The sequence below is a fragment of the Pantoea sp. X-Soil-ISGK-285 genome, from assembly GCF_059730815.1.
The window spans coordinates 3,959,129-3,982,637 of sequence record NZ_AP035938.1 but is presented as its reverse complement, the minus strand read 5'-3'; the positions used below and the strand labels follow the sequence as shown (position 1 = coordinate 3,982,637).

General features: G+C 55.3%; 23 protein-coding genes. 9 read left to right on the top strand and 14 right to left on the bottom strand.

The genetic code is table 11. The features are described 5' to 3' along the window. Positions 1 to 28 precede the first annotated feature (28 nt). Both cpxA and cpxR read right to left on the bottom strand, forming a co-directional pair. On the bottom strand, positions 29 to 1,408 hold the full coding sequence (cpxA, locus tag AC6I8B_RS18810) for an envelope stress sensor histidine kinase CpxA (protein WP_010258221.1): 1,380 nt from the start codon (positions 1,406 to 1,408) through the stop codon (positions 29 to 31). Continuing rightward, positions 1,405 to 2,103 carry an envelope stress response regulator transcription factor CpxR gene (gene cpxR / locus AC6I8B_RS18805; protein ID WP_009088062.1) on the bottom strand — a complete coding sequence of 233 codons (699 nt, stop codon included), beginning with the start codon at positions 2,101 to 2,103 and terminating at the stop codon, positions 1,405 to 1,407. Before cpxR ends, cpxA begins: the two co-directional genes overlap by 4 nt. A gap of 148 nt (positions 2,104 to 2,251) precedes the next feature. On the opposite strand from cpxR, the gene cpxP reads away from it, so the two are divergent. The 6 genes from cpxP to AC6I8B_RS18775 all read left to right on the top strand — a co-directional run bounded on the left by cpxP (position 2,252) and on the right by AC6I8B_RS18775 (position 7,753). Then, positions 2,252 to 2,761 carry a cell-envelope stress modulator CpxP gene (gene cpxP, locus AC6I8B_RS18800; protein WP_010258214.1) on the top strand — a complete coding sequence of 170 codons (510 nt, stop codon included), beginning with the start codon at positions 2,252 to 2,254 and terminating at the stop codon, positions 2,759 to 2,761. 455 nt (positions 2,762 to 3,216) lie between these two features. Further along, on the top strand, positions 3,217 to 3,372 hold the full coding sequence (locus AC6I8B_RS18795) for a con-10 family general stress protein (RefSeq protein ID WP_010258211.1): 156 nt from the start codon (positions 3,217 to 3,219) through the stop codon (positions 3,370 to 3,372). A 239-nt stretch (positions 3,373 to 3,611) separates the two neighbouring features. Next, the gene (gene fieF, locus AC6I8B_RS18790; protein ID WP_157354308.1) at positions 3,612 to 4,514 is read left to right on the top strand and encodes a CDF family cation-efflux transporter FieF; all 903 of its coding nucleotides are present in this window, start codon (positions 3,612 to 3,614) and stop codon (positions 4,512 to 4,514) included. A 207-nt stretch (positions 4,515 to 4,721) separates the two neighbouring features. Further along, on the top strand, positions 4,722 to 5,684 hold the full coding sequence (gene pfkA, locus AC6I8B_RS18785; RefSeq protein ID WP_003851263.1) for a 6-phosphofructokinase: 963 nt from the start codon (positions 4,722 to 4,724) through the stop codon (positions 5,682 to 5,684). A gap of 143 nt (positions 5,685 to 5,827) precedes the next feature. Continuing rightward, positions 5,828 to 6,817, top strand: coding sequence for a sulfate ABC transporter substrate-binding protein (locus AC6I8B_RS18780; RefSeq protein WP_010258203.1), 990 nt, complete (start codon positions 5,828 to 5,830; stop codon positions 6,815 to 6,817). A gap of 162 nt (positions 6,818 to 6,979) precedes the next feature. Next, complete coding sequence (locus tag AC6I8B_RS18775; protein WP_157354307.1) at positions 6,980 to 7,753, top strand: CDP-diacylglycerol diphosphatase; 774 nt, start codon at positions 6,980 to 6,982, stop codon at positions 7,751 to 7,753. A 27-nt stretch (positions 7,754 to 7,780) separates the two neighbouring features. On the opposite strand, the gene tpiA is transcribed toward AC6I8B_RS18775, so the two are convergent. Then, entirely contained in the window at positions 7,781 to 8,548 is a 768-nt protein-coding gene (tpiA, locus tag AC6I8B_RS18770; protein WP_010258199.1) for a triose-phosphate isomerase, read from the bottom strand. Between the two features lie 120 nt (positions 8,549 to 8,668). Next, the gene (locus AC6I8B_RS18765) at positions 8,669 to 9,259 is read right to left on the bottom strand and encodes a DUF1454 family protein (protein ID WP_010258195.1); all 591 of its coding nucleotides are present in this window, start codon (positions 9,257 to 9,259) and stop codon (positions 8,669 to 8,671) included. Between the two features lie 98 nt (positions 9,260 to 9,357). Here AC6I8B_RS18765 and AC6I8B_RS18760 point away from each other — a divergent pair, with 98 nt between their 5' ends. Beyond that, positions 9,358 to 9,792, top strand: coding sequence for a DUF805 domain-containing protein (locus tag AC6I8B_RS18760; protein ID WP_157354306.1), 435 nt, complete (start codon positions 9,358 to 9,360; stop codon positions 9,790 to 9,792). On the opposite strand, the gene fpr is transcribed toward AC6I8B_RS18760, so the two are convergent. Then, complete coding sequence (gene fpr / locus AC6I8B_RS18755; protein WP_010258190.1) at positions 9,783 to 10,529, bottom strand: ferredoxin--NADP(+) reductase; 747 nt, start codon at positions 10,527 to 10,529, stop codon at positions 9,783 to 9,785. The genes AC6I8B_RS18760 and fpr overlap by 10 nt on opposite strands. Before the next feature lie 273 nt (positions 10,530 to 10,802). Here fpr and emrD point away from each other — a divergent pair, with 273 nt between their 5' ends. Then, positions 10,803 to 11,996 carry a multidrug efflux MFS transporter EmrD gene (gene emrD / locus AC6I8B_RS18750; protein WP_022624918.1) on the top strand — a complete coding sequence of 398 codons (1,194 nt, stop codon included), beginning with the start codon at positions 10,803 to 10,805 and terminating at the stop codon, positions 11,994 to 11,996. Here emrD and glpX read toward each other — a convergent pair. From glpX to AC6I8B_RS18735, 3 genes are all read right to left on the bottom strand, one after another. Beyond that, the gene (gene glpX / locus AC6I8B_RS18745) at positions 11,986 to 12,996 is read right to left on the bottom strand and encodes a class II fructose-bisphosphatase (protein ID WP_010258186.1); all 1,011 of its coding nucleotides are present in this window, start codon (positions 12,994 to 12,996) and stop codon (positions 11,986 to 11,988) included. The genes emrD and glpX overlap by 11 nt on opposite strands. Before the next feature lie 96 nt (positions 12,997 to 13,092). Further along, positions 13,093 to 14,604 carry a glycerol kinase GlpK gene (glpK, locus tag AC6I8B_RS18740; RefSeq protein ID WP_010258184.1) on the bottom strand — a complete coding sequence of 504 codons (1,512 nt, stop codon included), beginning with the start codon at positions 14,602 to 14,604 and terminating at the stop codon, positions 13,093 to 13,095. A 30-nt stretch (positions 14,605 to 14,634) separates the two neighbouring features. Beyond that, a complete protein-coding gene (locus AC6I8B_RS18735; RefSeq protein WP_010258182.1) occupies positions 14,635 to 15,489 on the bottom strand; it encodes an MIP/aquaporin family protein in 855 nt (284 codons plus the stop codon). A 405-nt stretch (positions 15,490 to 15,894) separates the two neighbouring features. On the opposite strand from AC6I8B_RS18735, the gene zapB reads away from it, so the two are divergent. After that, positions 15,895 to 16,134 (top strand): cell division protein ZapB, encoded by a 240-nt coding sequence (zapB, locus tag AC6I8B_RS18730; protein WP_003851242.1) that lies wholly within the window; start codon positions 15,895 to 15,897, stop codon positions 16,132 to 16,134. 53 nt (positions 16,135 to 16,187) lie between these two features. Here the strand turns inward: zapB and rraA are convergent, their stop codons facing one another. From rraA to priA, 6 genes are all read right to left on the bottom strand, one after another. Next, positions 16,188 to 16,673, bottom strand: coding sequence for a ribonuclease E activity regulator RraA (gene rraA, locus AC6I8B_RS18725; protein WP_009088032.1), 486 nt, complete (start codon positions 16,671 to 16,673; stop codon positions 16,188 to 16,190). A gap of 158 nt (positions 16,674 to 16,831) precedes the next feature. Further along, positions 16,832 to 18,169 (bottom strand): ATP-dependent protease ATPase subunit HslU, encoded by a 1,338-nt coding sequence (gene hslU / locus AC6I8B_RS18720; protein WP_010258177.1) that lies wholly within the window; start codon positions 18,167 to 18,169, stop codon positions 16,832 to 16,834. Between the two features lie 10 nt (positions 18,170 to 18,179). Then, complete coding sequence (hslV, locus tag AC6I8B_RS18715) at positions 18,180 to 18,710, bottom strand: ATP-dependent protease subunit HslV (protein WP_010258174.1); 531 nt, start codon at positions 18,708 to 18,710, stop codon at positions 18,180 to 18,182. A gap of 88 nt (positions 18,711 to 18,798) precedes the next feature. Continuing rightward, complete coding sequence (gene ftsN, locus AC6I8B_RS18710) at positions 18,799 to 19,800, bottom strand: cell division protein FtsN (protein WP_045139512.1); 1,002 nt, start codon at positions 19,798 to 19,800, stop codon at positions 18,799 to 18,801. A 152-nt stretch (positions 19,801 to 19,952) separates the two neighbouring features. Then, positions 19,953 to 20,990, bottom strand: a complete 1,038-nt coding sequence (gene cytR / locus AC6I8B_RS18705) for a DNA-binding transcriptional regulator CytR (protein WP_010672069.1) — start codon at positions 20,988 to 20,990, stop codon at positions 19,953 to 19,955. Positions 20,991 to 21,154: 164 nt separating this feature from the next. Further along, positions 21,155 to 23,350, bottom strand: a complete 2,196-nt coding sequence (gene priA / locus AC6I8B_RS18700) for a primosomal protein N' (protein WP_010672068.1) — start codon at positions 23,348 to 23,350, stop codon at positions 21,155 to 21,157. Positions 23,351 to 23,509 lie beyond the last annotated feature (159 nt).

The window sequence follows — 23,509 nt, the reverse complement described above, 5'->3', positions numbered from 1 at the left end:
CCGATGACAGGGGCCGAAGCATAACAAATTATTGACGAGCGGAGGAGTAGAGCGGCAACCAGAGGGTCAGACGCAGGCCGCCCAATGGGCTGTCATCCGCTTTAACCCAGCCGCGATGTTGCTGCACTGCCGTTTCAACAATCGCCAGGCCAAGACCGGTGCCGCCTGATTCGCGATCGCGTGCTTCATCGGTACGGTAGAAAGGCCGGAAAATCTGTTCACGATCTTCCGGACTCACGCCTGGACCATCGTCATCAACGTGTACCGTGATGCCGGAAATATCGACGGAGAAGCTGACGCTGATATGGGTGTGTGAATAGCGCAGCGCATTGCGTACGATATTTTCCAGCGCACTCTCCAGCGCATGGGGGTTACCATAAAGCGGCCACGGGCCAGGCGGATAGGGGATATCCATCTTCTTGCCCATCTGCTCCGCTTCGAAGCGGGCATCTTCCAGCACCCCATTCCACAACTGATTCGCCTTCATCGCTTCGCTGACCAGCGCATTTTTATGCTGGGTGCGCGACAGCACCAGCAGATCGTTAATCATGCCATCAAGACGCTGTGCTTCCATCTCAATGCGGCCCAGCTCTTTGCCTTCACCCTGGCGCCGACGCAGCAGCGCGGTAGCCAGTTGCAAGCGGGTGAGCGGGGTACGAAGCTCATGGCTGATATCTGATAACAGACGTTGCTGACCGGTCATCATCCGCTCCAGCGCACTGACCATCTGGTTAAAGCTGGAACCCGCCGCCAGAAACTCCTGTGGGCCCGATTCCAGTTCCGGATGCTGACGCAGGTTTCCGCTTGCGACTTCGTCGGCAGCATATTTCAGCTTACGTGCCGGACGTGCTAGGCTCCAGGCCAGCCAGAGCAGCAGCGGGGAGCTGATGAGCATGGTGACGATAAGTAGTAACAGGGGACGGTCAAACAGCAGATTCACGAAATCGAGCTGGGAACTGTTGGCGGGACGAATCATGTAAAGCTGGTAGTTATCTTCGCCATCCCGAACGGCGAAAGGCCCTACCAGCTCAACACGACCATATTTCTTCTTCTGCGGATGATCGGCATTGTCAGACTGGCCGATAAAATTGCGGATAACCTGCATTTCGTTATGTTGCGCGCCGATCACCCGACCTTCACTCGTCACTAACAGCAGCCGCTGACCCGGCGGTGCCCACTTTTCCACTGCCCGAAACAGACGACGCCACCACATCAGATCGTTAGGGGGATCCTGTGACAGCTCTGCTTCGACGTGTTGCTCAATCATGATGCCCTGCCGCTGTTCACTCTCCAGCAGCGAGGTCATCTGTCGTGAATCGAGCTTGGGCACCATTAGCACCAGCATCAACACCAGCGCCAGCGTCAACCAGAAGATGGCGAAGATACGGGTGGTCAGACTTCCAATCATGATGCCGAAACCATCAGATAGCCGCGGCCACGTAAAGTTTTGAACCAGGGATGGCCGTCACGGCGTTCAGGCAGCTTGCGACGCAGATTGGAGATATGCATATCAATAGCGCGGTCAAAAGGCGTCAGGCGTTTGCCCAGCACTTCCTGACTCAGGTGCTCACGCGACACCACCTGGCCCAGATGCTGCGCCAGCAGATAGAGCAGGGTGAACTCCGTGCCGGTCAAATCCAGCGTGACATCATCAAAACTGGCCTCCTGACGGCCGGGATTGAGACGCAGGCAGTCCACTTCCAGCGTAGGCGAGCTATTGTCGTGTTGCTGCTGCTGTTCACTCCAGTTTGAGCGCCGCAGAATAGCGCGGATACGCGCCACCAGTTCACGATCGTTAAACGGCTTAGGCAGATAGTCATCTGCGCCCAGTTCGAGGCCCAGTACGCGATCCAGCTCGCTGCCGCGCGCCGTTAGCATGATGACGGGGGTTTGATGTTGCTGACGCAGTTCTTTCAGGGTGTCGATACCGTTTTTCTTCGGCATCATGACATCCAGTAAAAGCAGATCAATTGAGTTATCGAGCAGGTTCAGCGCTTGTTCACCATCGCTGGCTACCACCACTTCAAACCCTTCCATTTCTAACAGTTCTTTTAAAAGCGAAGTTAATTCGCGATCGTCATCTACCAACAGGATTTTATTCATTTTTGTAGCCCTCCGCAGGCAAAATACCGTGTTCCTGGCGCACCTATCCATCGCTTTACGTAGTTTTACACCCCCTGACGGATGTTTGCAGCTGTCGCCGTACACTGGCTCTCGTTGAATCGCAAAACGGAACGAACTGGAGTACACGATGCGCAAATTAACCGCCGTCGTCCTTGCCTCAGCGATGGCTCTGAGTGTCGCCAGCGCAGGTGCTAAAGATGCGACGACGATTGACGAGATGCATCATGGCGGATTGCCGACAGGCAGTATGACGCAAAATCCGCAAAGCCACATGTTCGATGGCATCGAACTGACTGAAGAGCAACGTCAGCAGATGCGAGACCTGATGCAACAGGCCCGACATGAGCGCCCGGTCGTCCATATTGACGATATCGCAGCACTACATGAGTTAGTGACTGCAGACCAGTTTAACGAAGCGGCCATCCGCGAGAAGGCGGAAGTGATCGCCAGAGTTCAGGTTGAACAGCAGGTCGAGATGGCGCGCGTACAGAATCAAATGTTCCAGCTGCTAACGCCAGCCCAGCAGTCGGCGTTACAGCAGAATTACCAGCGGCGACTTAATGAGCTGCGACAGTTTTCGAATTTGCAGTCAGCGTCATCGCTGCAGGCAGTGAGTAGTACCAGCAGTAACCAGTAACATAGTATCCCTGTTTTCCTTGCCATAGACACATCCCTGTCTTCCCCCGCCATGATGGTGGGGGTTTTTTTTATCTTTTTTTCACTTTTTTTATTTTGACTGGAATCATCACCCCGCAATAAAACCCCTGTTTGATTATCGCTTGTTGAGCTTTTATGGGTAAGTCTCACCGATTTCTTACTATTCAGGTCATGACTTAAATTTAAGCGTACCGGTAAGGGTTTGACCGCCTGTTAAATATTATAACTCACTGAAAGTGAATGAATTACAGGCAGGCATAGAAAACTTTAATTATATTTTTCAATGAGATAAATCCCCCGCGTTACGCTTGCCGGTTCAGGCGCACCCTCTACACTTAATCCTGTCACTGCAGGGAAGTTAAGTGTCTTTGCGAAGTCTCAGGGAGCAGCAACCACATTATGTAGTCCTGAATGAATCTATTAACGGAGTAAGTTATGGCAGAGCATCGTGGTGGTTCAGGTAATTTCGCAGATAATCCGCAAAAAGCGTCTGAAGCCGGTAAGAAAGGCGGCCAGAGTAGCGGCGGCGGAAATTTCAAAAACGATCGTGAAAAAGCATCAGAAGCCGGGAAAAAAGGCGGCAAAAAGTAGTCGCCGCCCCTTTCTCAGCCCAGACCTGGGCCTGAATGTGGCCTGGTACTGATGTGTATGACACTTTGCCCCGACCTCCCACAGAGGCCGGGGCTTGTTTTTTTGTACCTGTCGCGCCTTCCCAAAAAAGCCTGATCCGTTGATCGACCCGCTAAGCAGTGCCCGCCTCCCGATGTTAAACTTGAGCCATTCATTCATTTTGGTGCGCATCATTACTGATGCCGCACAGGGAACCTGGCATGCAACCCTCTTATGGCCGACTGGTAAAGCGTGCTGCGCTCGGCGCGACCATTCTTGCGTCTGTGCTGTTGCTCGTGAAAATTTTTGCCTGGTGGTACACCGGTTCGGTGAGTTTACTGGCCTCTCTGGTGGATTCACTGGTGGATATCGCCGCCTCGCTGACCAATCTGCTGGTGGTGCGTTATGCTCTGCAGCCCGCTGACGAAGATCATACTTTCGGGCACGGCAAAGCGGAGTCGCTGGCAGCGCTGGCGCAAAGTATGTTTATTTCCGGCTCGGCGCTGTTTCTGTTTCTGACCGGCCTGCAGCATCTGGCGACGCCCAATGAGTTGCGGGCGCCCGGCGTCGGTATTGTAGTGACCCTGGTGGCGCTGAGCTCAACGCTGGTGCTGGTGGCCTTTCAGCGCTGGGTGGTTCGTAAAACCCGCAGCCAGGCGATCCGGGCTGACATGCTGCACTATCAGTCCGACGTCATCATGAATGGCGCTATTTTGATTGCGCTGGTGCTGAGCAGCTATGGCTTTGCCCGGGCGGATGCTTTGTTTGCGCTGGGCATTGGTATTTTTATTCTCTACAGCGCACTGCGTATGGGCTACGAGGCGGTTCAGTCATTGCTGGATCGCGCGTTACCGGAAGAGGAACGGCAGCAAATCCTGACGCTTGCGACAAACTGGCCGCAGGTGCAGGGCGTTCACGATCTGCGAACCCGTCAGTCCGGGCCGACCAAATTTATTCAGCTGCATCTGGAACTGGAAGATCAGCTGCCACTGGTGCAGGCGCATCGGGTAGCCGATCAGGTTGAGAAGGCGTTACGCAAAGAATTTCCCGGGTCAGACGTAATTATCCATCAGGATCCCTGTTCTGTGGTACCGTTCGAGAGAGAGGATTCTTTAGGTTTTTAACTTAAATGAATCAAATCGATACGGCAGGGATGACGTAACGCTAACATTGCTGCAAAAAATAGTGAAAAGTTGTCTGACCTGAATCAATTCAGCAGCAAGCCTTTGATATACTATCTGCCATCACGTGTCGCGCGAGTCGTAAAATGAGCTTCAGCAGCGATCGACAGGCAGGATTAACCCTTAGTTTTGAACAATCCAGAGGTTGTCATGATCAAAAAAATTGGTGTATTAACCAGCGGCGGTGACGCCCCAGGCATGAACGCAGCTATTCGTGGCGTGGTGCGTTCCGCGCTGAGTGAAGGACTGGAAGTTTTTGGGATCTATGACGGTTACCTGGGATTGTACGAAGATCGCATGATCAATCTTGATCGCTACAGCGTTTCCGACATGATTAACCGCGGCGGCACTTTCCTGGGCTCAGCACGCTTCCCTGAATTCCGTAATGAAGATGTGCGTCAGGTTGCCATTGAGAACATGAAAAAGCGCGGCATTGATGCGCTGGTTGTTATTGGTGGTGACGGTTCCTACATGGGGGCTAAGCGCCTGACTGAAATGGGCTTCCCGTGCATTGGTCTGCCAGGCACCATCGATAACGACGTTGCCGGAACGGATTACACTATCGGTTATTTCACTGCGCTGGAAACTGTGGTTGAAGCGATTGACCGCCTGCGTGATACCTCTTCATCGCATCAGCGTATTTCGATTGTGGAAGTGATGGGTCGCTACTGTGGCGATCTGACACTGGCGGCCGCCATTGCGGGTGGCTGTGAGTTCATCGTACTGCCTGAGTTCCCGTATACTCGTGAAGAGCTGGTAGCGGAAATCAAAGCGGGCATCGCCAAAGGTAAAAAGCACGCTATCGTGGCGATTACCGAGCACATCTGCGATATCGACGATCTGGCGCGTTTCATCGAAACAGAAACTAAGCGTGAAACCCGTTCTACCGTTCTGGGCCACATTCAGCGTGGCGGTGCACCTTGTGCGTATGACCGTATTCTGGCCTCACGCATGGGGGCCTACTCCATTGAACTGCTGATGCAGGGTTACGGCGGCCGTTGCGTCGGTATTCAGAACGAGAAGATGGTGCATCACGACATCGTCGACGCCATTGAAAATATGAAGCGTCCGTTCAAACGCGACTGGCTCGACACCGCGAAAAAACTCTATTAATTCCTCTTCGGGGTGTGCGACCTGGCGCGCCCCGGCATCCCGCCTCTATATTCCCCATGGTTATAACAGCTTATTTTTAATTCTTTTAGCTCTGTATTGGTTTATGTCACGCTTAGCCCATAACGACATTGGGAGAGTGCGTAATGAACAAGTGGAGTATCGGCGTTACCCTGTTGCTGGCCTCAACCAGCGTTCTGGCGAAAGACATTCAGCTGTTAAACGTTTCCTACGATCCAACGCGAGAGCTGTACGAACAGTACAATAAAGCGTTCAGTGCGCACTACAAACAGGAAACCGGCGATAATGTCGTGGTCCGTCAGTCGCATGGCGGTTCCGGTAAGCAGGCGACCTCCGTGATTAACGGCATTCGGGCGGATGTGGTCACACTGGCGTTGCAATCGGATGTTGATGCCATTGCAGAACGCGGTCGTATTGATAAAAACTGGATTCAGCGTCTGCCGGACAACTCTGCGCCCTACACCTCGACCATTGTCTTCCTGGTTCGTAAAGATAATCCTAAAGGCATCCATGACTGGAGCGACCTGACGAAGCCAGGCGTATCTGTTATTACCCCTAACCCGAAAACGTCCGGCGGCGCACGCTGGAACTATCTGGCGGCCTGGGGCTGGGCGCTGGATCATAACAACGGCGATCAGGCTAAAGCGCTGGCTTACGTCAGAGCGCTGTTTAAAAACGTTGAAGTGCAGGATTCCGGCGCACGCGGCGCAACCAACACCTTCGTTGAGCGCGGGATTGGTGATGTGCTGATCGCCTGGGAAAACGAAGCCTATCTGGCGGTTAACAAGCTGGGCAAAGACAAGTTCGAGATTGTCACTCCGAGCGAATCGATTCTGGCGGAACCGACCGTGTCGGTGGTCGATAAAGTGGTAGATGAAAAGGGGACGCGTAAAGTCGCCGACGCTTATCTGAAATACCTCTACTCGCCAGAAGGCCAGACTATCGCTGCACAGAACTACTACCGTCCGCGTGATGCTGAAGTCGCGAAGAAATTCGCCAGCACCTTTGCGCCAGTGAAGCTGTTTACCATTCAGGACAAGTTTGGTGGCTGGACACAGGCTCAGAAAGCCCACTTCGCCGATGGCGGCAGCTATGACCAGGTCATGAAACCGTAATGCGCTGCGGTCAGCGCATCCCTGCGCTGACCGCTTATCCTCCACAACCACGCCTTTTCTCCTTCTCCGCCCAGCCGCTGGGTTATCTGCCAGAATTCCCCGTGACATTTTTTTCTCGCCAGGCGAGGATGCAGGCTGCTAAGCCATTCAGGAAGCGTTGTTATGCCGACACATCGTCGTGCAACCCGCCTGGTTGCGGTTCTGCTGGTACTGGTCATTGCGGGGATGCTGGCTGCCGCACTGCATTTCAAAAAGAACAGTGATGCGTTGTGGCAGATCGTCAGCGAGAAATGTCTGCCTCACCAGCAGAGTGGTGGAGAACCTGCGCCCTGTCAGCGCGTCGATCAGCGGCATCGCTATGCCATGCTGAAAGATATGCACGGGCCGTTGCAGTATCTGCTGATCCCGATCGACAGGATCACCGGCATCGAAAGCCCGCGGTTACTGCAATCCGCTACGCCCAACTACTTTGCCCTTGCATGGAATGAGCGGACTCTGCTTGCGCAGCGACGCGGCTCACCTATTGATGATCGGGTCCTGTCACTGGCTATCAATTCACAGTATGGCCGCACGCAGAATCAGCTCCATATTCATATCTCCTGCCTGCGACCCGATGTGCGTCAGCAGCTTGATCAGCTGACGCCGCAGCTTAACGGGCGGTGGCAGAGTATCACGCTGCGTAAGCACCGCTACTGGCTGCGTGCATTGACCCCGGACGAGCTGACCCGGCAGAGTGCGTTTATCCGACTGGCCGATGAGCGGCCAGAGGCACGCAGTGAGATGGGGAAATATGGGCTGGCACTGGCTGAATTAAGTGATGGACGACTGGTGCTGATGGCGATAGAGCGAAACTGGCTGCTACTGAACAGCGGTTCGGCGGAGGAGGTACAGGATCACGCCTGTCAGCTGATAGCGCCCATAAAAAAGGCGGCTTAAGCCGCCTTTAATCGGTACGTTTACTGCTTAGGCGCTTTTTGCAGCCGCAGCAGCTTTAACGATCACAGCGAAAGCGTCCGCTTTCAGTGAGGCACCGCCAACCAGCGCGCCATCGATGTCAGGCTGGGTGAAGAGCTCAGCCGCATTTTTATCGTTAACTGAGCCGCCGTACTGGATGATGACCTGTTCTGCGATAGCCGCATCTTTCTTCGCGATATGGTCACGAATGAATTTGTGAACGGCCTGAGCCTGAGCAGGGGTGGCAGATTTGCCGGTACCGATGGCCCAGACTGGCTCATACGCGATGACCGCATCTTTAAACGCTTCGGCGCCCTGAGTTTCCAGAACGGCATCCAGCTGACGAGCGCAGACCTCTTCGGTTTTACCCGCTTCGTTTTCCGCTTCGGTTTCACCAATGCACAGCACCGGTACCAGGCCCACTGACTTCAGCACTGCGTATTTCTTCGCGATGAATTCGTCGCTCTCTTTGTGGTAAGTGCGGCGCTCTGAGTGACCGATAATGATATATTTCGCGCCGATATCTTTCAGCATCTCTGCGGAAACTTCACCGGTAAACGCACCAGACAGGTTAACGTCTACGTTCTGCGCACCCAGTGCGATGTGGCTACCGGAGATGGCGTGTTTTGCCTGCTCGAGATAGAGAGCTGGCGGTGCAATGGCGACGCCACAACCCTCAACGCCAGACAGTTCCTTGCGCAGACCGGCGATCAGTTCAGCTGTGATCTGCTTGCTGCCATTCAACTTCCAGTTACCCATAACCAGTGGATGTCGCATTCTATCCTCCGCATAAAGCGATACATGAAAAATCGCTGCCAGCTGGCAGCGTTGTCTGCCAGACAGTATAGAGATCAAATGTAGCGATGGCTTTGCTTTTCGTCATTTTCGGCCTCATCATCAGGGGCTGGCGAGCGCCAGTTTGACCGGCTCAATGGCGAAGGTCAGCCCCTTGTCGCCGTTGTCAGCCACCACAAAACGCAACGCGCCCTCGACCTGCGCAAAGTAGGGTAAATCCTTACCTTGCTTCAGCAAACCCTCCAGCTTTTTACGTCCCTCATCGGCGCTCAGTCCCGGTACAAAGAAGCGCAACATGGCGGTCATGTAGGCCAGCGCTTTTTGCTGTGAGGCGTTCTGATCCGGACCTGGCAACGGTAGCCAGGTAATCTGCAGCGTCTTAATTTTGCCGGTACCGGGCTCCAGCGCGGTAGACGCATAGAGAGTTTCATTGATTTTGCTGGCGGCGCGCGTCAGGGTGCTTTTGTCACCCCGATTATCAATGGCGCGATATTCCGGCAGCATCAGCGCCCCGTTGGCCTGATTATACTTTTCGCGGAACTGGCCGATAGTCATATCAAAGGTGGGGGCGCCCGCCAGCAGATAGGGGGCGGTGGGCAACGCATCGGTCCGTTCCTGCGGTGGCGGATCGGCGGCAAAGACCGGAACCGTCAGCGCAAACGATAACAGCAGTGCGCCAGGCAAATTCTTCATTTTGTCGATCCTAACCCGTAAACTCAGGCGCAAATTAAAACGGTTTTTATCCGCGAGGTCAAAACCGCAGCGGTTCTCTTCTCTCTGGATGATAATGCATGACGTTACAACAATGGTGTTTTTCCTGGCGCGGCCGGCTGGGACGACGTGATTTCTGGATCTGGCAGGCGGTCTGGTTGCTGACAACAACCCTGTTATTCGCGTTAGCGGCTAACGACTGGCTTGATACTCAGATGGCGGCCTTTGGCGTGGTCTGCCTGCTGTGGCCCGCCAGCGCGGTTATCGTTAAACGGTTGCACGATCGTAATCGCCGCGGCTACTGGGGATTTCTGGTGATTGTTGCCTGGCTGCTGGTGGCAGGGAACTGGAGCATGCTGGACGGCATACTGCCCTGGCTGTTGGGTCGCGCCATTCCGTTTGTGTTACTGGCTGGCTTGCTGCTCGATCTCGGTCTCTTTCGCGGTACCCCCGGCGCTAACCGGTTTGGTACCGCGACTCAGCCGGTGAGCTACCGGCAAACGGCTCACCAGTAATGTTCGCTGGTGATATGGCCCGGCTTACGCTTCAGGTGCTTGCGCATCTCGCGCGTCTCTTTCAGTAATTGCTGGGTATCACGCACCATCTGCGGGTTGCCGCACAGCATCACATGGCTGCTGTCGGCATCCAGGCTTAACCCGGTAGCGCGCTCCAGCTCACCGTTTTCGATCAACGCCGGGACCCGGCCAGTCAGCGAACCGGCGATCTCTTCGCGACTCACCACCGTCTGGATGTGCAGCTTGCCTTGATAATGTTGTTGCAGCTGCTGCATCAGCGGCAAAAAGCTCAGGTCGGCCGCATAGCGGGCAGCATGGACCAGCACGATGTTTTCAAAGCGATCCAGCCCTTCGCCCTGCTGTAGCATCGACAGGTAGGGGCCAATAGCGGTGCCGGTTGCCAGCATCCATAAGGTTTTGCACTCAGGGACCTCATCCAGCACAAAGAATCCTGCCGCTTCTTTAGTGACCATCACCTGATCGCCAGGCCGAAGTGCCTGCAGATGCGGACTCAGTTTGCCCTCTGGCACGGTGACCAGGTAAAACTCCAGCAGATCATCTTTCGGCGCATTGACGTAAGAGTAAGCGCGCTGTACCCGCTCACCGTCGATTTCCAGTGCCAGCTTGGCAAATTGCCCGGCGATAAAGGGATCGATGGGCGCTTTTACCCGGAGACTGAACAGCGCATCCGTCCAGTTTTTCACTTCCTTTACTTCAGCATTGACCCATTCAGCCATAATCACTCCCTGGTTGTTGATTATTCAGGCAGGTCACTATTTTCGCGGCTGCCCGGTGAGATTGCCAGCCTGCGCCGGGGCAAAGGCTCTAATCGACAAACTGTTACTTTGTCTTTACAGGCTGGCCCATAAACTTGACAGGCGCAAGCCGGGACCTTTTCGCTTACCTCTCGCTTTGTCATCTAATCCTGATATTTTGCCCGCCATAACAAGATGACTGGCGGGTGAACCGCTGTTTTAACCTCTTTTCACAGAAAGAAATTTTGCATAATCATGATGACTAAACTCGAAAATCGCCCGCTGCTGGTGATGCTCATTGTGCTGGTGGCAGTAGGGCAGATGGCACAGACTATCTACGTCCCGGCGATGTCGGTGATGGCGGATGCTCTGAATGTGCGGGATGGCGCGCTGCAGCGAGTGATGGCGGCTTATCTGATGACCTATGGCGGATCCCAGCTGATCTATGGCCCGCTGTCAGACAGCATCGGTCGTCGTCCGGTGATCCTGGCGGGCATGATGATCTTTATGATCGGCGCAATTACGGCACTGATGGCGACGTCGCTCGATATGCTGGTGTTCGGCAGCGCTGTTCAGGGACTGGGCACCGGCGTAGCTGGCGTGATGGCCCGCACCATGCCGCGCGATCTCTACGAGGGGCACGCACTGCGCCGCGCTAACAGCCTGCTTAATATGGGCATTCTGGTCAGCCCGCTGCTGGCGCCAGTAATTGGTGCACTGCTGACTCAGCTCTTTGGCTGGCACGCCTGCTTTGCCTTTCTGCTGCTGCTCTGTCTGGCGGTAACCGTCTCAATGGCACGCTGGCTACCGGAGACCCGACCGCAGAGCGCGGAAGTGACACCTTTCTTTAAACGCTACGCCCGCCTGCTCAGCGACGCGAATTTCGTTCGCTACATTGTGCTGCTGATTGGCGCGCTGGCCGGGATTGCGGTATTTGAGTCGAGCTGTGGCGTTCTGCTGGGCGGCGTGCTCGGCCTGCACAGCCTGACCGTCAGCATCCTGTTCATCCTGCCGATTCCGGCAGCGTTTTTTGGTGCCTGGTTTGCCGGTCGCGAGCAGGGTTCATGGCACAGTCTGATGTGGTGGGGCGTAAATAGCTGCCTGCTGGCGGGCATCCTGATGTGGATCCCGGCATGGTTCGGCGTGATGAATATCTGGACGCTGCTGGTCCCGGCTGCGCTGTTCTTCTTTGGGGCTGGCATGCTGTTCCCGCTGGCGACTTCAGGCGCGATGGAGCCTTATGCCTGGCTGGCGGGTAGCGCGGGCGCGCTGATTGGCGGGATGCAGAATCTGGGATCGGGCCTGGTGGCGTGGCTGTCAGCCATGATGCCGCAGCGCGATCAGTTCAGCCTTGGCATGCTGATGTTCTTCACGGCGCTGGTGATGCTGCTCTGCTGGTTGCCGCTCTCACGTCAGCCGGAGCGCGGCAACCAGCCGGTTACAGGATAAAGGGATGGAGCGCCGGATCTTTACGGTCGAGATAGTGAATCGACTGAATACGGCGGATGGTGCGTGATTTACCGCGAATCAGCAGGGTCTCGCTGGTGGCGATATTGCCCTGACGCGTAATGCCTTTCAGTAGTTCGCCACTGGTAATGCCGGTGGCGGCAAACACCACGTTGTCATTGCGTGCCATCTCATTCAGCATCAGCTTTTTGCCCGCTTCAATCCCCATCTCTGCGCAGCGCTGCAGCTCCTGCTCACCCAGCAGACGGTTTTCAGCGCTGTCGCCTTTCACGTGGTGACGCGCCAGTAACCGGCCCTGCATATCCCCATCCAGCGCGCGGATCACCGCTGCAGAGACCACGCCTTCCGGTGCGCCGCCGATGCCATACATCACATCCACTTCGCTGTCCGGCATGCAGGTCAGAATGGAGGCGGCGACATCGCCATCCGGGAAGGTAAACACCCGCACGCCCAGTTGCTGCAACTGACTGATCACTGCGTCATGACGCGGCTTTGCCAGAATCGATACGGTTAGCTGTGATAGCGGCTTATTCATCGCGATGGCGATGTTACGCAGGTTGGTTTCCAGCGGCAGGTCAAGATCGATCTCTCCACGCGCTGCGGGGCCAACAATCAGCTTCTCCATGTACATGTCGGGTGCGTGCAGAAAGCTGCCCTTATCGCCTACAGCCATCACCGCCAGCGCATTAGCCTGGCCAAGCGCCGTCATGCGGGTGCCTTCAATCGGATCGACCGCAATGTCGACCGCATCGCCGCGGCCGGTACCGACTTTTTCACCGATATAGAGCATCGGAGCTTCGTCGATTTCGCCTTCACCGATCACAATCTGACCGTCGATTTCAATGGAGTTCAGGACATGACGCATGGCATGGACAGCCGCGCCGTCAGCCGCATTTTTGTCGCCGCGTCCTAACCAGTGATAGCCTGCCAGGGCGGCAGCTTCGGTTACGCGGGAAAATTCAATGGCAAGTTCTCGTTTCATGGCATCTACCTGACAAAAAACAGGCGGGCAGTGTAACACAGCGAGGCAGTGGAGCGGGGAAAAGGCCCGCGACAGCAAGGGTCGCGGGCATTGATATTACTCTTGTTCTTCCCACGCCTGGGCGCGGGCTACGGCTTTTTTCCAGCCAGCATAACGGAAGTTACGCTCGGTGGTTTCCAGGCTTGGACGGAATTCACGCTCAATAACCGCTTTAGAGCGGACTTCATCCAGATCCTGCCAGAAGCCGACGGCCAGACCTGCCAGATAAGCAGAACCCAGCGCGGTGACTTCACGCACTTCCGGACGCTCAACACGAGTGCCGAGGATGTCAGACTGAAACTGCATCAGGAAGTTGTTGGAAACCGCGCCACCATCGACACGCAGCGCCTGCAGGCGGGTGTTGGCATCGTTCTGCATCGCTTCCAGCACGTCGCGCGTCTGATAAGCGATAGACTCCAGCGTCGCACGGATGATGTGGTTAGCATTAGCACCACGGGTCAGGCCGAAGATAGCACCACGGGCATACGGGTCCCAGTAAGGGGCGCCCAGGCCGGTGAAAGCAGGCACCATGTAAACGCCGTTGGTGTCTTTCACTTTCATCGCAAAATATTCAGAGTCAGCAGCTTCACTGATCAGCTTCATCTCATCGCGCAGCCACTGAATAGAGGCGCCACCGATAAATACAGCCCCTTCCAGTGCATAGTTCACTTCACCGCGTGGGCCACAGGCGATAGTGGTCAGCAGACCGTGCGTTGAGGTTACCGCTTCAGTACCGGTGTTCATCAGCATAAAGCAGCCGGTGCCGTAGGTGTTTTTCGCCATGCCAGGCTGAACACAGAGCTGGCCATACAGCGCAGCCTGCTGGTCACCGGCAATACCGGCGATTGGAATACGTGTACCGCCTTTACCGCCGATGTTGGTCTGACCATAGACTTCAGAAGAGGACTTCACTTCTGGCAGCATTTCACGCGGGATATCCAGGATATCCAGCATACGCTGATCCCACTCCAGCTTATGGATGTTAAACATCATGGTACGGGAGGCGTTGGTATAGTCGGTGATATGCACGCGGCCCTGGGTCATTTTCCAGACCAGCCAGGTATCAACGGTACCAAACAGCAACTCGCCGCGTTTTGCACGCTCACGAGAGCCTTCAACGTGATCCAGGATCCACTTCACTTTGGTTCCGGAGAAGTAAGGGTTAATCACCAGACCGGTGGTGTGCTGGATATACTCTTCCAGACCCTCTTTCTTCAGTTTGTGACAGTAGTCGGCGGTGCGGGGATCCTGCCAGACGATGGCGTTGTAGATCGGCTTACCGGTCTCTTTTTCCCAGACGATAGCGGTTTCGCGCTGGTTGGTGATACCGATTGCCGCAATCTCATCAGAGCGGATGTCGGCATGGGCCAGCACTTCAACCAGCGTTGAGCTTTGTGAAGCCCAGATATCCATTGGATCATGTTCAACCCAGCCCGCTTTCGGGTAGATCTGGGTGAATTCGCGCTGCGATACCGCGACGATATTAGAGTCGTGGTCGAGAATGACGGCGCGGGAGCTGGTTGTGCCCTGATCGAGCGCGACAATATATTTTTTATCTGTGGTAGTCATAAATTCTGTCCTGATGATAAAAGGTGAAACTTACGCTTTACGCTGCTGAGCGCGTGCAACCGGTTTGTCTGCTGGAACGCTTGCAGGTTCCTGGGCGGTACCTGGCAGGTAGCGACCAATCAGTGTGCGATAACCTACTGCACCCAGGCAGGCACCGACCAGCGGGCCAAAAATCGGCACGAGGAAGTAAGGGATGTCACGACCACCGGTAAAGGCAACGTTACCCCAGCCTGCCAGCCATGCGAAGATCTTCGGTCCGAAATCACGAGCCGGGTTAAGGGCGAAGCCGGTCAGAGGACCCATGGAGCCACCGATAACCGCAACCAGCAGGCCAATCAGCAGTGGAGCCAGTGGGCCACGTGGAATGCCGTTGCCGTCATCCGTCAGACCCATAATGACCGCCATTAATACTGCAGTGATGACCATCTCAACCAGGAAGGCCTGGCCGACACCGATATGTGGATTAGGGTAGGTTGAGAAGATGCCTGCCAGGTCGAGACTTTCAACCGTGCCGCGCACCATCTGGTGGCTCTGCTCATAATCAAAAAACAGGCTGTAGTAGAGACCGTATACCAGCGCCGCGGCACAGAAGGCACCGGCAATCTGCGATACGATATAAGGCAGAACTTTACGTCCTTCAAAATTAGCAAACAGGCAGAGTGCAACGGTAATTGCCGGGTTCAGGTGCGCGCCCGAAATGCCTGCGGTGAGGTAGGCGGCCATGGAAACGCCAAGACCCCAGATGATGCAGATCTCCCACTGACCGAAGGCGGCACCGGCGAGTTTCAGTGCAGCCACACAGCCTGCGCCAAAGAAAATAATCAAGCCTGTCCCCAGAAATTCGGCAATACACTGACCTTTGAGCGTGTTAGTTGTCTGACTCATAATAGTGGTTCCTGAAGCGAGGTTAAATTTTATCAGTTTTTGTTCTCATTCCATGAGGCACCCAGCTTTAATGTAGGGCTGGTGTGAATTTATCGTTAACGAACATAAACGAGAAATAGCGAAATCGTTTTTTGTGTACTGCGTCATAAAAATGCGCGTTTTCGCGTATTCTGGCTTTCCTTAGCCAATATTCGCGCCTGATGACGGGGATAACGCACCCGTACCAGAAAGCCGTCGCAGTAAGCGCAGCGTAAATTCAGGGATTGGCTGAAAAGTGTTACAGACTACGCCCGCAGCGGCCGCGTTGCTGGACTTGCGGGGTGAGGCTACATACAATCGGGACAACGTTGCTGGCTTAAGCTGGCATCATCAACGCCTTGCAGGAATTTAGGAGAGGTCAGAAAGATGTCATTTGAAGTGTTTGAGAAACTGGAAGCGAAAGTACAGCAGGCGATTGATACCATCACCCTGTTGCAGATGGAAATCGAAGAGCTGAAAGAGCAGAACAACTCACTGCGTAACGATGCGCAACAAGTCGCGGGCAACCACGATGCGCTGATGCGTGAAAATCAGCACCTGAAAGAAGAGCAACACGTGTGGCAGGAACGTCTGCGTGCATTGCTGGGAAAAATGGAAGAGGTTTGAAGCCTCAGCTGATGTGAAAAACGGGTGCTCAGGCACCCGTTTTCATGTCTGGCCTATTCGAGGTCCAGCGCATCCTCTGACAGAATGATACCGGTGTTGTCGGCATAGAGATGGTCGCCGGAGAAGAAGGTGACGCCGCCGAAATTAACGCGCACATCGCTTTCGCCAATCCCTTCACCCGCAGCGCCTGCCGGAATCGCGGCAATCGCCTGAATGCCAATCTCCAGCTCTTCCAGCTCATCAACCTGGCGTACCGAACCGTAAATCACCAGACCTTCCCACTCGTTGGTTGCCGCCAGACGTGCCAGCTGCGCATCCACCAGTGCACGGCGCACTGAGCCGCCGCCATCAATCACCAGTACCCGACCCCGGCCATTCTCTTCCAGCAGATCGTAAAGTAAGCCGTTGTCTTCAAAGCATTTCACTGTGGTAATCTGACCACCGAATGAAGTGCGCCCACCAAAATTTGAAAAAAGCGGTTCAACAACATTCACTTCTTCATGGTAGATATCGCAGAGTTCAGATGTATCGTATTTCATAAGGGTTTCGTCTGTTTGCCACAGGAAGGGTAAGTATATCGCTATATGCAGATTGTTGGCAAAATCATCAGTATGAAAAAAGCATCGTTCGATCAAGAACATGCATAAAAAAGCCCAGCCGGGTGGGCTGGGCTTCTGAAAAGCGCTGAATCAGTGGATCAGAGAATGAAGCGGCTAAGGTCTTCGTCAGCCACCAGTTCATCCAGATGTTTACCGACATAGTCAGCATCGATGGTAACGGATTCACCATGACGATCGCTGGCGTCATACGAAATATCTTCCATCAGACGCTCCAGCACAGTATGCAGACGGCGCGCACCGATGTTTTCGGTGGTTTCGTTGACCTGCCATGCGGCTTCAGCGATCCGGCGAATACCCTCTTCGGTGAACTCAATGTTCACGCCCTCGGTATTCATCAGGGCTTTGTACTGCACGGTAATCGAGGCATTCGGCTCGGTCAGGATGCGCTGGAAATCGTTCACGGTCAGCGCCTGCAGCTCAACACGGATGGGCAGACGACCCTGCAGTTCCGGGATCAGATCGGATGGGCTGGCAACCTGGAACGCGCCTGAGGCGATAAACAGAATGTGGTCCGTTTTCACCATACCATGCTTGGTGGAGACGGTGCAGCCTTCCACCAGCGGCAGCAGGTCGCGCTGAACGCCTTCGCGTGAGACATCCGGGCCGCCGGCATTCTGGCCGCCGCGCTTACAGATTTTGTCGATCTCATCGATAAACACGATACCGTGCTGCTCAACGGCATCAATCGCGTCCTGCTTAAGCTCTTCCGGGTTAACCAGTTTGGCCGCTTCTTCTTCGATCAGCAGCTTCATCGCTTCTTTGATCTTCAGCTTGCGGGCTTTCTGCTTCTGGCCGCCGAGATTCTGGAACATTGACTGCAGCTGGCTGGTCATCTCTTCCATGCCCGGAGGGGCCATGATTTCGACGCCAGGGCTGCTGGCGGCCAGGTCGATCTCAATCTCTTTATCGTCCAGCTGGCCTTCGCGCAGCTTCTTGCGGAACGACTGGCGTGCTGCAGAGGGTTCAGCGCTCTGCTCTGACTGGCCCCAGTTGTTTTTTGCTGGTGGAATCAGCACATCAAGAATGCGCTCTTCCGCCATCTCTTCGGCACGATATTTGTTCTTTTCAATCGCCTGACTGCGCACCATCTTAATGGCCGAATCGGTCAGGTCACGAATGATAGAGTCCACTTCCTTACCGACATAACCGACTTCGGTAAATTTGGTCGCCTCTACTTTGATAAACGGCGCATTGGCCAGCTTAGCCAGACGACGCGCGATCTCGGTTTTACCGACACCGGTCGGACCGATCATCAGGATATTTTTAGGGGTCACTTCATGGCGCAGCTCTTCGTCGAGCTGCATGCGGCGCCAGCGGTTACGCAGTGCAATAGCCACGGCGCGCTTAGCGCTCTCCTGGCCGATGATAAAGCGGTTCAGTTCGCTGACGATTTCGCGAGGAGTCATCTCAGACATATTTATACCCTTACGACTTAGACGTTAATTCTTCGAAATTAACGTTGTGGTTAGTGTAGATGCAGATATCACCCGCGATATTCAGCGACTTTTCGACGATGTCGCGTGCGCCCATCTCGGTATTCTCCAGCAGCGCACGTGCCGCTGCCTGGGCGAAAGGCCCACCGGAGCCGATGGCGATCAGATCGTTTTCAGGCTGGATGACGTCACCGTTACCGCTGATGATCAGTGAAGCTGATTCATCTGCGACGGCCAGTAAGGCTTCAAGGCGACGCAGCATACGGTCAGTACGCCAGTCTTTGGCGAGTTCCACCGCAGCTTTCACCAGATGGCCCTGATGCATTTCCAGTTTACGTTCGAAAAGTTCAAACAGGGTGAAGGCGTCTGCGGTGCCGCCAGCAAATCCGGCAATCACTTTATCGTTGTATAAACGACGCACTTTTTTAACGTTGCCTTTCATCACGGTATTGCCGAGCGTAGCCTGGCCATCACCGCCAATCACTACCTGGCCGTTGCGTCGTACACTTACTATTGTTGTCACGGGCAGACCCCTTGTTGCAGTCGGAAAAGGACTCCGCGCACCGGGCGCGGAGTATCATGCAACAGATATGGGGCGGGTTTGACGGGTTTCAACCCCCGACGGAGAGCGGAATACAGCTGGAGTGTCCGGAACTGCGCAGGCGCTTCAGGGTGCTGTCAGCGGAGGCGCGGTCTTTATAAGGACCGATAACCACACGATTCCAGCCGCCACCGGTGGTAATACGGCTTTCAAATCCTTCAAAGGCTAAGCCTGCGCGCACCGATTCAGCCTGGTCAGTGCCTTTAAACGAACCACACTGCACCATCCAGCGCTGCGAAGAGGCTTTCTCCGCCGGTTTCGCCTTCGCGGTCTCCTGCGGTTTTGGCTGCACTTCCGGTTCACGCGTAACAGGAGCAGGCTGCGTCTGGCGCTGTACGTTTTGCTGCTGCTGCTGCTGCTGCTGCTGACGTTGCTGTTGTTGTAATTGCTGCTGTTGCTGGCGCTGTTGTTGTTGCTGCAACTGCTGCTGGCGTTGCTGTTGCTGCTGAGCCTGCAACTGCTGACGTTGCTGCTGAACCTGTTGCTGCTGCTGTTGTTGCTGAACCTGCTGCTGCTGACGTTGCAGTTGTTGCAACTGCTGCTGATGCTGCAGTGTCTGCTGACGTTGCGCCGGCGTCTGTTCGTTCCACGGCACTTCGTTGAGCTGCGTCGGCTGCTGACGCATATCCGCCTGCATCTGCTCCAGCAACTGGCGCTGCTCGTCGGTCAGCTGTGTCTGCGACTTCACTTCGCCACCCGAAGAGGGTTCGATAGGTGTCGGCACAGTGACCTGACGGTTCTCCAGCTCTTTAATATATTTCCAGCGCTCTTCTGGCTTCGGCGGCAGGCCATTGCCGTTGGCTTTATGATCCGTAATGACCGGCACGTCCTCTTTTTTGTGATGCGCCAGGAACCATAAACCACCGGCAAAGGTCACCAACACTGCGACCGCCAGTACAATCATCAATTTAGATGTTCCCGAACCGCCTTTGCTCTTCTTGCCACGGCTGGGGCTTTTTTTGCGACGCGTCCCTGTTGAACGCCCGCGGCCTACGTAATCTTTTTGTGCCACTCTCGTTCTTATACCCTTCAAAAATAGTGCCAGATGGGCGAAATGATGATTTTTACGCGCCCGGCAAGGAGTCCGCCATGTTACTTAAGGGTCGGAACTTTGACCAGCAGTGTTCGCCTTAAGAATCTACTGAAAAAATCAGACAAATACGCTTATTTTTCACGCTTTTTTGCTCGCGCCGTGCTGCCACGAATGGTTAAACCGGCATCCAGCAGCCGCGATCCGCTGATGACCCGTTTGCCATTTAACTCATCCAGCAGCAGAAGCATCGCTTCCCGGCCTATCTGGTAACGTGGCTGCGTGACCGTGGTCAACGGCGGCTCGCAGTAACGTGATAGCTCAATGTCATCGAATCCGACCACAGAGAGGTCCTCCGGTATCCGCAGTCCGCAGCGCCGGGCCTGATTCATCGCCCCAAGTGCCATAATATCGCTGTGGCAGAAGAGCGCGCGCGGCGGTTGCGGCAGGGTCATCAGCTGATTCATGGCGGCAACGCCCGCTTCAAATGTGAAGTCACCGCGCACAATATAGGTAGGATCGACCGTCAGCCCGCTGCGACGCATCGCCTGGACATACCCCTGCAAACGATACTGGCAGAGCGGCATCTCTTCCGGCCCGGCGATACAGGCGATATGTGTGTGACCCAACTGCAGTAAATGATTTACCGCTTCAAATGCGGCGGTCAGGTTATCGATGTGGACAGTGGGCAGTGACATTTCCGGCGCAAACTCATTCGCCATTACCATAGGCGGCAAGTTGCGTTGCTCATCAATGCTGGCATCAAAAGGCAACTTTGAGCCGAGCAGCACCATGCCATCGATCTGTCGCGTCACCATCAGGTTGAGAAAAGTTCTCTCCTGCTGATTCTGATGCGCGCAGTCACCAATCAGCACCAGATAGCCCTCTTCGGCTGCCGTAACTTCAACGCCTCGGATGATTTCACTAAAGAAGGGATCGCAGATGTCAGGGACAATGACCAGGATGGTACGCGTCTCATTACGACGGGCGTTGCGCGTGGGGCCATGTGCCGCGTAGCCGACGGCGGCAACCGCCTGCTCGACTTTCTGGCGGGTGGCCGCAGAAACCTTCTCCGGATTCATCAGCGCACGCGATACGGTGGCGGTTGAGACGCCCGCATGTTCCGCAACATCTTTCATCGTGGCGGCGGGCGGTTGTTGATTCTGCTCCAACACATGCTCCTGACGCGTTATGGCGCGTTCAATTCTGTTTCTGCCTGACCTGAAGGCAAACCGGGCAACATTGTTAACGATTGCCCGGCTGGTTGTTACTTAATTTGCATAAAAATTGTGACTTATGCGACATTTTTCGATCTGGCTCGCAGTGTCAGCTTAAATCAGCTCTCGGTAGGGTCGATATCCAGCGTCCATTTCACTTTGCGCGCCGCGGGCAGTGTTGAAACCAACGGCAACGAACTGCTCAGCAACTGTTGCAGACGCTGCCGGGAAGGATGCTGCAGCAGCAGTTGCCAGCGCCAGCGTCCACTGCGTTTTGGCTGCAGTGCAGGCAACGGACCCATAAACCACATCGCCTTATCGTTCAGCGGGCTTGCCTCCAGCAAATTACGGAGTTGTTGCAGGAATTCCGCCGCCTGCTGGTTATCCATATCTTCAGCGCGGAACAGCGCATGGCGGCTCCAGGGCGGCAGATGGACTGCCTGTCGCTCCAGTAAGGCCTGCTGGGCGAACGCTGAATAGCCCTGGTGCAACAGCGTCTGCAGCAGCGGATGTTCCGGATGGTGAGTCTGCAGCAACACCTCGCCCTGTTTGCCGGCACGGCCAGCACGACCGGCGACCTGGGTGTAGAGCTGAGCAAAGCGTTCCGCCGCACGAAAATCGGCTGAGAACAGCGCACCATCGACATCCAGCAGCGACACCAGCGTAACATCGGGGAAGTGGTGGCCTTTGGCCAGCATCTGGGTGCCGACAAGGATTCGTGCGCCGCCGCGATGAACGTCAGCCAGATGCTGCTCCAGCGCACCTTTGCGGCTGGTGGTATCACGATCGATTCGCGACACCGGCACGCCAGGGAAAAGTGTGCCGAGCTGCTGCTCCAGTTGCTCAGTCCCGACGCCTACCGGCAGCAAATGGGTTGAACCACACTGCGGGCATTGATTAGGCAGCGGGCGCTGGCTGTCGCAATGGTGGCAGCGTAGCTGGCGATGGTGCTGATGCAGCGTGTAGTAGCGGTCACAGCGGGTACACTCAGCAATCCAGCCGCAATCATGACAGAGCAGGGCGGGCGAAAAGCCGCGGCGGTTAAGAAACAACAGCACCTGATTATCGGCCTGCAGATGCTGGCGCATTTTACCAATCAGGCCCGGTGCCAGACCGCCGATCAACTGCACGCCTTTTAAGTCGATAAGCTGTTGCAGTGCCGGTCTGGCATTGCCGGCGCGTTTTGTCAGGTCGAGCTGGCGATACTTGCCGCTGCGGACATTGTGCAGTGTCTCCAGAGCAGGGGTCGCCGATCCCATAACAATCGGGATATCCTCTTCATGTGCGCGGAAGACGGCCAGATCGCGCGCCTGATAGCGCCAGCCCTCCTGCTGTTTATAGGAGCTGTCATGCTCTTCATCGATAATAATTACGCCAGGACGGGCCAGTGGCGTAAACAGCGCCGATCGGGTGCCAATCACAATCGCCGTTTCGCCGCGCCGCGCACGTAACCAGACCGCCAGCCGCTCACTGTCATTTAATGCGGAGTGCAGCACATCAATGGGCGCATCAAAACGTTCGCGAAAACGGGCGATAGTTTGCGGGGTCAGGCCAATCTCCGGTACCAGCACCAGCGCCTGTTTACCGCGTGCCAGCACATTTTCCAGCACGCTGAGGTAAACCTCGGTTTTGCCTGAACCCGTGATGCCCGCCAGCAGCCAGGCTGCATAATGTTCATCATCTGCCCGAATCGCACCCACGGCCATCGCCTGATCGGTATTCAGCCGCAGACGTTCGCCTTTTACGGCATAAGTGGTACGCCAGTCGTGCATCTGCGGCTGATGCTCATGCAGTTCGCATAACCCTTTGGCACGTAGCGCCTGCAGCGTCGCATCCGTGAGGTCATGTTCACTGACCTGATGACGATAGAGCGGTTGCTGCCGCAGTGCAGCCAGCGCCTGCTGCTGTTTCGGTGCCCGCTTTAAACTTTCCGGCGCAGTCGCCCGACCCTGCTCGGTGATTTCCCAGCGCCATAAGGGATTGTCCTGCGCCGCTTTGCCCTGACGCAGCAGTACCGGAATAGCGTGACTCAGTACCTCTCCCTGCGGCGAATGATAATAGCTGGCGGCCCAGTTAAGGATGCGCCACAGCGACGCTGGATAGAGGGATTCACTATCCAGTACCTCGATCACGCGCTTGAGTTGTGCTTCCGGCAGATCGCTGCTGTCACGAAAGGCGACCACAATCCCGATCATCCTGCGATTGCCAAAGGGCACACTCACGCGACCACCAATGACCGGCTGCGCGCCCTGTGGCGGCAGATAATCAAACAGGCGGGGCAAGGGGACGGGCAGGGCGACCTGGACTACGGGCATAACTCTCTCTTTCCGGCTCAATGATCGGGGAAGCTAGTGTACACGCTGACCCTGATGGCGGGTATCTCAGCAGATATTTGCAGCAATCGAAACTTACCTGTATAATATGCCGCCTTCGGTGAGAAATATCTGGCCGGAGTACACCCTATAATGTTCAAT